This is a genomic window from Fundicoccus ignavus (genome assembly GCF_009659375.1).
Classification (GTDB): Bacteria; Bacillota; Bacilli; order Lactobacillales; family Aerococcaceae; genus Fundicoccus; species Fundicoccus ignavus.
Window position 1 is genome coordinate 1 of record NZ_WJQT01000040.1, and the last position, 7,116, is coordinate 7,116.

Genomic DNA, 7,116 nt, shown 5'->3' on the forward strand with positions numbered 1-7,116 from the left:
TTGAATTAAATGATGATGTAAATTGGTTTAATAATATCAGAATCCACGGAACGCTTGGTTATAAAAGCCCTGTGGAATACCGATTACAGACCTTATAATATTTGTTTGATTTAGTGTTGACAATCCAAGACATATCCCTGCTTGCATAATAAGAAGGAGTCACTTAATCTTTAAACTAAGTATACTCCTTTTAATATTAGTGGGAGTTCTTATGTGGTCCATCAAGAACATTATAACATCAAGATTTTAGTCTCTAACCTTTTGCATCAGCTACACTTTGTTACGCAGCTAAGGCTGTATATCGCTAAGCTCTAACAGCCTCAAGCAATACGACACACTCAGCAGACGACTTCTACCAATCAGACTGCGCCTATCGACTTGTCTTCTTGGGAAGTCCGTGCATGGGCGGAACATCTACTTCTTCTGTCGCTAATGCTCTTTCACAAGTAGTGTTACCGTCTCAACGTGGGACGAGTTGATAGAATTGATGTATTTATGATTTTTAGTGAAACTGTCGTATGCGGGAACATATCGACTAATTTGTACGTTCGTGGGAACATAACGACTACCTTTCTAATGGTTGCCAAAAGTATCGAAATATAATTCTAGTTTAGAATACTTCTATCCTTATCAAATATATGAAACCTGTAATAATAAAAATTATTTAGTTTCATCGATTAATGTTAAAACCTACAACACCAGAATTTAAATCGTTAATTTACACGATTTACTATTCAATCAATTTAAGCTCCTTCATTCATATCCCGTCTACTATAACCCAAGAAACCTATTACTATTAAAGCAATGCTAATCATAGTAACTGTAAGAAAAACTGATGCTTCAAAATCATCCATTGGCATTTGAGGCATCCAACTTTGTATAGCAGTATTTAAAAACCATTCCGGAAGGTCTATTAAGCCGCTAAAATAATTTAATAAAAAAGAGAATGTAAGATAAATATACACTATTTTACCTAGTTTCGGTGCCCATCCAAGAGCTAACGCCGCCAGACCTATAAAGAATAAAACAGAAGGGAAAAGGTTAAAGCCAGCAGCAAAAAAGTCAACTATATCCATCTCTCCGCTATTCCCCATCGCAGAGATAGCAGTACCCCCAAGACTACCTGCTGCTAATAAAACTCCTAATAATCCTCCTAATATCGATAACCCTATACTAGTCCAATACAATTGACTGCGGGTTACTTTTGTTGCATAAATCTGACTTAAGTGTAATCGTCTTTCTTCAGAAAAGAGTTTATTTACAATCGCAATTGGTAGAATAGAAACCAAACTAATCAAAACCATCATAATTGTGCCAGTGAATGATTCTTCTATAGAAAATCCTGCGTGAGAAAACATTTGTTTCATCATTTCATTACTTTCTATGAATGTCTTCATATCTCCATAAATCGAACCATAGGTAGCGCCCATAACAACAAATGCGATTAACCAACTAATGATGACACCTTTATTAACCTTTATAAATAATCCCCGGACGGACAGCAAAGACTGCTTTGCACTTTCACGCCCTTCTCTTTGCGGTAAATATCCAGCCCCCATATCGCGGCCACCTTCAAGTGAAAAAGCTATGAACACCACTATTATACTGAAAATCAAAGCAAAAATAAGTGGAAACCAATTATTATCTGTAAAAGGAAAAGTTAAATATGTCCATCCCAAAGGATTCATCATAGATAAGTCAACATTGGAGACATCTGTTCCAGCACGAACAATGTAAAGTAATCCTACAATTCCTAAAGATGATCCCGTTGCAGCCGATGACGTGGGCATAATTTGTGCCATTATTAGAGCAATCCCAGCACCAATAATCCCTGCCATTCCGATTGATGCCCCGTATAACACGGAACCAAAAATAGAAATCGTATCGGCCCCGAAACTTATCATTACTCCTGCAATAAACAGTGCTAGTATACCATTGATGCAGACTATCTCTGCTATTGCTGCAAGAGAATTTGCTTGACGACCTATTTGAAATGAACGCACTAGCTCAGTAAGGCCAAGATCTTCTTCTTTACGAGTATGGCCTATCACGTGTAAAATAGATATTATCATCGCAAACAAACCACAAAACAACAACATTTCATGCGCATACATTGCTCCTAAGGTATAATCAGCTCCTGTTTCAACTGGAGTCGGACCCACCATAGAGATCATTGCGGGGTTTTGCAAAGTTTCGAACATTCCGACTAAACCTTGCCCTTTTGCTATTTCTTTGAAAGCTGGAACAAATCCAGCCGAAAACATGCCAAGTCCCAATACCCATATAATAATTTTTTTCCAATCTCGTTTTAAATACTGTAAAAACAATGTGTCCCAACGAGCGAATTTTTCTTTTATAATAATTTTTCCTCCTTCCCACGGCTTAGCTTTCATAATGACGCATAAACAAATCTTCGAGTGTTGGCGGTATAGATTCAAACCTTGTGACACCTAATTTGCTAGCTTCAATCAAAATATTATTGAGATATTGATTATCGGCAGAGAATGTTGCTTGGCTATCATTTTGAATAAAATCATGTACTCCATCTACAAAAGCCATTTTTGATACATCTCCACTTGTCACTAAAGTGACAGTAGACCGAGTTAAATGTCGTAATTCATCAAGGGTTCCAGTTTCAACAATTTCACCTTGGCGTATAATTACAACCTTATCTGCTAATCGTTCTACCTCACTTAAAATATGGGAGGACAATAAAATAGCTTTACCAGATGCTTTAATTTTTTCAACTTCTTCTTGGAAAACTTGTTCCATTAAAGGATCAAGACCAGATGTCGGTTCATCAAAAATATATAAATCAGAATCAACAGATAATGCTGCAATCAATCCAACTTTTTGACGATTTCCTTTTGAATATCCTTTGGCTTTTTTCTTAGGGTCTAAATCAAAACGTTTAATTAAATAATCGCGCTTTTCTTTATCTCCACTACCATGTAATTTGATGAAGAGATCGATAATTTCTCCCCCCGTTAAACTTCCCCAAAGGGCAACATCTCCAGGGACATAAGAAATGCGCTTATGAATTTCAAGACTATCCTTCCAAACGTCCTTACCGAATATCTCGGCAATACCAGCATCACGTTTTATAATACCTAATAGGGCACGAATAGTTGTAGATTTCCCAGCACCATTAGGACCAATAAACCCAACCACTTCCCCCGACTTTATCGTGAACGACACGTCACGCAATGCTTGAAATTTACCAAACTTTTTTTGTAATCCTTGTACCTTTACAATATCGGTCATAATATAGACACCCTCTTTTAAAATTTTTTAGATAAAAATCTAAAGCTACTATGTTTTCATTTCAATACACCTTTAATTCAGTTTTATTTATAGAAGCTGTATTTCAGTAATTCGGCATAAACGTTCCACTCTTCTAGATATTTCTCTCCAAATTTACCAATATCCTCAAAGGTAACCAATTCCTTTAGTCCTTTCTCTCCTATACCAAACATCGTCCAATTCAAAATCTCAATTGCTTTTTCAATATCAATTCCTTCCCGGAATTTAGAGTAATCAATGTCTTTATATAATTTATTCATGGCTTGATTATAGATTGGATTGAGCCTTTGTTTAATGATATCCTTTACTTCTACAGACTCCTCTTGTTTAGTTGATGCCAAGAAATCCAATACCTGTGGGTACTTTTGTTGAATATAGAACTTTTGTAAACCAACTCTTTCGATTCTTTTAAATAGATCATTTTCAGACAAGTCAATTTGTTCATTTAGATTCACGATTACTTGACTACCATACTCAATCAAGTACAAGTAAAGATCCTTTTTACTGTTAAAATAGTTAAACAGCGAGCCTTTTGAAATATTAGCTCTTTTTACAATTTCGTTAGTAGATGCTTTTTCAAAACCACTTTGGACAAATTCTTTTATTGCTGCGTTAATAATTTGCTTTTGTTTTTCTGGTTTTAAGTTATTAAATTTTGAATAAATGCTCATAACCACCTTTCTTTATAAACTGATGACTCAACCGGTCATTTAGAGGATATCAAGATTGACCGTTCCAGTCAATATGAAATGAAGCAATTAAGAATAACATATCCTTAAAAATAACTATTCATTTACATCCATCTACATAATTTTTACCAGCTATTTTGTCAACTCACCACATCAACAATTATTTCGGCTGATATTTTTTTATTTCATCATTGTTGGATAACTTCCCTCAAAGCAAAAATCCGTGATTATCCTTCCGGCTTAGAACCAGATCTCAAATCACGGAAAGCCTTTATTTACTTATCTTATTACACGCTTACTTATCCACCCGTGACATCAATACTACCGTCTCAACATGTGATACTTAGGCTATTTCTGAAACATATCCAAAATCAGTGAAAACGCCTGAATTTACTTACATCTTCATTTGTCATTCAATAACCTAATATCAAATCTGTCGCCTCACATAAGTAGGCTATTTCGTTTTACATATGGAGTGCAAAATGAAATTGACCGTTCAATAGGCAAGCGGGATTTCGAAAAGTGTATGTATACGCCTATCAATCTCCTTCATCCACATACTGATCTTTTCCTTATCGCCTGCTTCAATTGAATGACGCAGGTTATTATCATTCCAGATGATATCAGCACTCCAAAAAGCATTGATAACGGCATATAAGTACGGATATATCTTTTTCTGCATATCTGAAAAAGTACGTTCGCGGTTATAACCTCTTAAAAATGCTGGAAGAATCAGTTCCTCACTTTTACCGGTGTAGTTATCAGGATAATTCATCAGGCGTGCTACAAAAACGGCTTGCATAATGGCATCAAAATATAGGTTATTGTCACCGCAACGATTGAAATCAAACATTCCTATTTTGCCATCTTCAGTTTTGTAAAGATTGCAATCACTGATATCACCTTGCACAGCATATCGAGGTTCATCCCGGAAAACAGATATTCTATCTAGGCATTCTTCATATTGATTAATAATACTCTTATACAAATCAGGCTCAATAGACATCAATTGATCCTTATACCGAAGGAATTCAATAACACTGAACAAGTCATTTTCTTGCAAAGGGTTAAACAAAACATCGTTGTGAACATGGTAATCAGCGTGCTCAGCAATATTGTGAGTTCTAGCAAGCAACCTTCCCGTCACTTCTGCAATTTCACTATCTATATATCGAAGCTCTCCTTCAACAAACTGTTCCACAGTTACGATTACATCATAGTTACCAACTGAATACCATTTTGCATAATTTCCACCGCAACTGTATTGTTTCGGCGTTTCAATGCCATTTTTAAGCAGAAGACTGGCAAAGCGACTCTGGTTTTCAATGAGCTCAAGCGTTACACCTGTCTCGTTTTTGAACCTAATTACAATTGGTAATTGATTATTCAATTCGACCTTTATAATCAGCCGTACCTCTTTTGATTGAGGATCGTGCTTCTCATAATGATATCTCTGCAACTCTATAAAGGATTTAACCTTTGTATCTATTCCGAAGTCTGTAAGAATTTCTTCTAACTGAAAAATATCAACTTTAAACATTTTCTTTCCTCCTAAAAATAAGATTTTTTATTTCTTCTTCGAACTATATTTTCTACTGCTGCGACGTGTACCGTCATCATCTGTGACAATATTACTTCGCTTCTTCTTTTCTTCCTGAATAGCCCTGAACTCGCTCTCCGTAATGATCGGCGGATGACATTCTTTCATTTGGAACTCATATTGCTGTGTAGCAGAATCCAAAAGCGAGACTGTACCAGTATACTTCTCATTTTCAAGCATTTTCTCTATCGCTCGCTTATTCCATTGTTCCTTACCGGCAGGAGACGGTATGCCAGCTTCTGACAACTTCTTAATAATGCCAAGCACACTGGCACCATCCAGATACCATCTGAAAATGTCCCGCACAACCTTAGCCTGTCCATCATCAATTATAAGCTCGCCATCTTTGTTCTTTTTGTAACCATACAACTTTCTTTTGTAGAGTCCAGAAGTTCCGTTTGCTGCTCTCATAGCAAGTCCCATGCGGATATTTTCGCTTCGGCTCTCATTTTCAGCCTGGGCAAAGGATTCAATCACCGAAATCATAAGATTGCTGTCAATTTCATCGGTATCCAGGTTTTCTTCTTCAAATATTATTCTGACACCGGCTGCCTTCAACCGATTGATTGCTGATAAGGTTTCAACCGTATCTCTGCCAAATCTGCTAATGCTTTTTGTGAGGACAACGGAGATATTGTGAGCTTCACATTCTCGAAGCAGTCGTTCAAATTCCCGACGAGGTATTTCTCCATTCGCTGAAGCGATATCGATAAAAACATCTGCCAGTCTCCACTGACTAACATTCGCAACCGCTCTTGTCAAAGCGGAAATCTGTGCTGCAAGGCTATAAAGCTGTTCTCTTTCGTTTGTACTGACCCTGCAGTAAATTCCGACTTTCTTTTCTAAACGGTCATTCTTTACCGGGATATACCAGATTTTTGAATCCACAAGCTCACCTCCTGTTTTAATATAGCCTAATTAAATCACGTTTTATCGCCAATGATAAGTAGGCAATTATTGCTCTTTAAATGCGTGAAATCACAACATATTGTGTCCGCGTAATCTCTTTCAGCTACATATTGCGCGTTATCAATACGACCGTCTCAACATGGCTTGAGAGGACAGAATGAATGTCATTTGAGTATGTTCGTTCTCGGAAACATATCCACTGCGTTTTTAGCACTTTCGGTAGACGGGAACATATCCATTCATGATAAAAAATAACGTGTCTAATTGCATAATCATGATTGAGTAGAGTTGTCAAAAGAATAAACATAACGTATTTCAGTAAGTTTTTTTTCCTGTAATTTCAATAATGCATTCATCGTCTTCATTGCATCGCCACTTATTCTTCCGGCTGAATCAATACTACCCTCTGCTCTGAGATGACAATAATGATATCACCTGAAGCTGGTATCCCCTTGTTGGAAGTATATCTTTCAAAAAATTTGACAATACTTATCATCTAGTACAATTTCCATGCCTAAAACCACAATATTAATATCCCTCGACTACTATTACTTCACCTTCTTCATCAGTTGGGGGTTGAAAATGATCATAATAAGTGGAAGCTGTTTGCTCCGT

The 7,116-nt window shown here is 36.5% G+C and carries 6 protein-coding genes; 1 reads left to right on the forward strand and 5 read right to left on the reverse strand.

The window, feature by feature from the left end; genetic code table 11:
- Positions 1-98, forward strand: a 98-nt coding sequence (locus tag GF867_RS13455) for an IS3 family transposase (protein ID WP_153833605.1), incomplete at its 5' end; no start/stop codon positions are given.
- A 645-nt stretch (positions 99-743) separates the two neighbouring features.
- Here the strand turns inward: GF867_RS13455 and GF867_RS13460 are convergent.
- The 5 genes from GF867_RS13460 to GF867_RS14460 form a co-directional block, all read right to left on the reverse strand.
- Positions 744-2,357 carry an ABC transporter permease gene (locus GF867_RS13460; protein ID WP_495524954.1) on the reverse strand — a complete coding sequence of 538 codons (1,614 nt, stop codon included), beginning with the start codon at positions 2,355-2,357 and terminating at the stop codon, positions 744-746.
- Between the two features lie 25 nt (positions 2,358-2,382).
- On the reverse strand, positions 2,383-3,264 hold the full coding sequence (locus tag GF867_RS13465; RefSeq protein ID WP_153833607.1) for an ABC transporter ATP-binding protein: 882 nt from the start codon (positions 3,262-3,264) through the stop codon (positions 2,383-2,385).
- A gap of 83 nt (positions 3,265-3,347) precedes the next feature.
- On the reverse strand, positions 3,348-3,974 hold the full coding sequence (locus GF867_RS13470; RefSeq protein ID WP_153833608.1) for a TetR/AcrR family transcriptional regulator: 627 nt from the start codon (positions 3,972-3,974) through the stop codon (positions 3,348-3,350).
- A gap of 514 nt (positions 3,975-4,488) precedes the next feature.
- Entirely contained in the window at positions 4,489-5,532 is a 1,044-nt protein-coding gene (locus tag GF867_RS13475; RefSeq protein ID WP_153833609.1) for a protein kinase family protein, read from the reverse strand.
- 27 nt (positions 5,533-5,559) lie between these two features.
- Positions 5,560-6,480 (reverse strand): recombinase family protein, encoded by a 921-nt coding sequence (locus GF867_RS14460; protein ID WP_366927847.1) that lies wholly within the window; start codon positions 6,478-6,480, stop codon positions 5,560-5,562.
- Between the last annotated feature and the right edge of the window lie 636 nt (positions 6,481-7,116).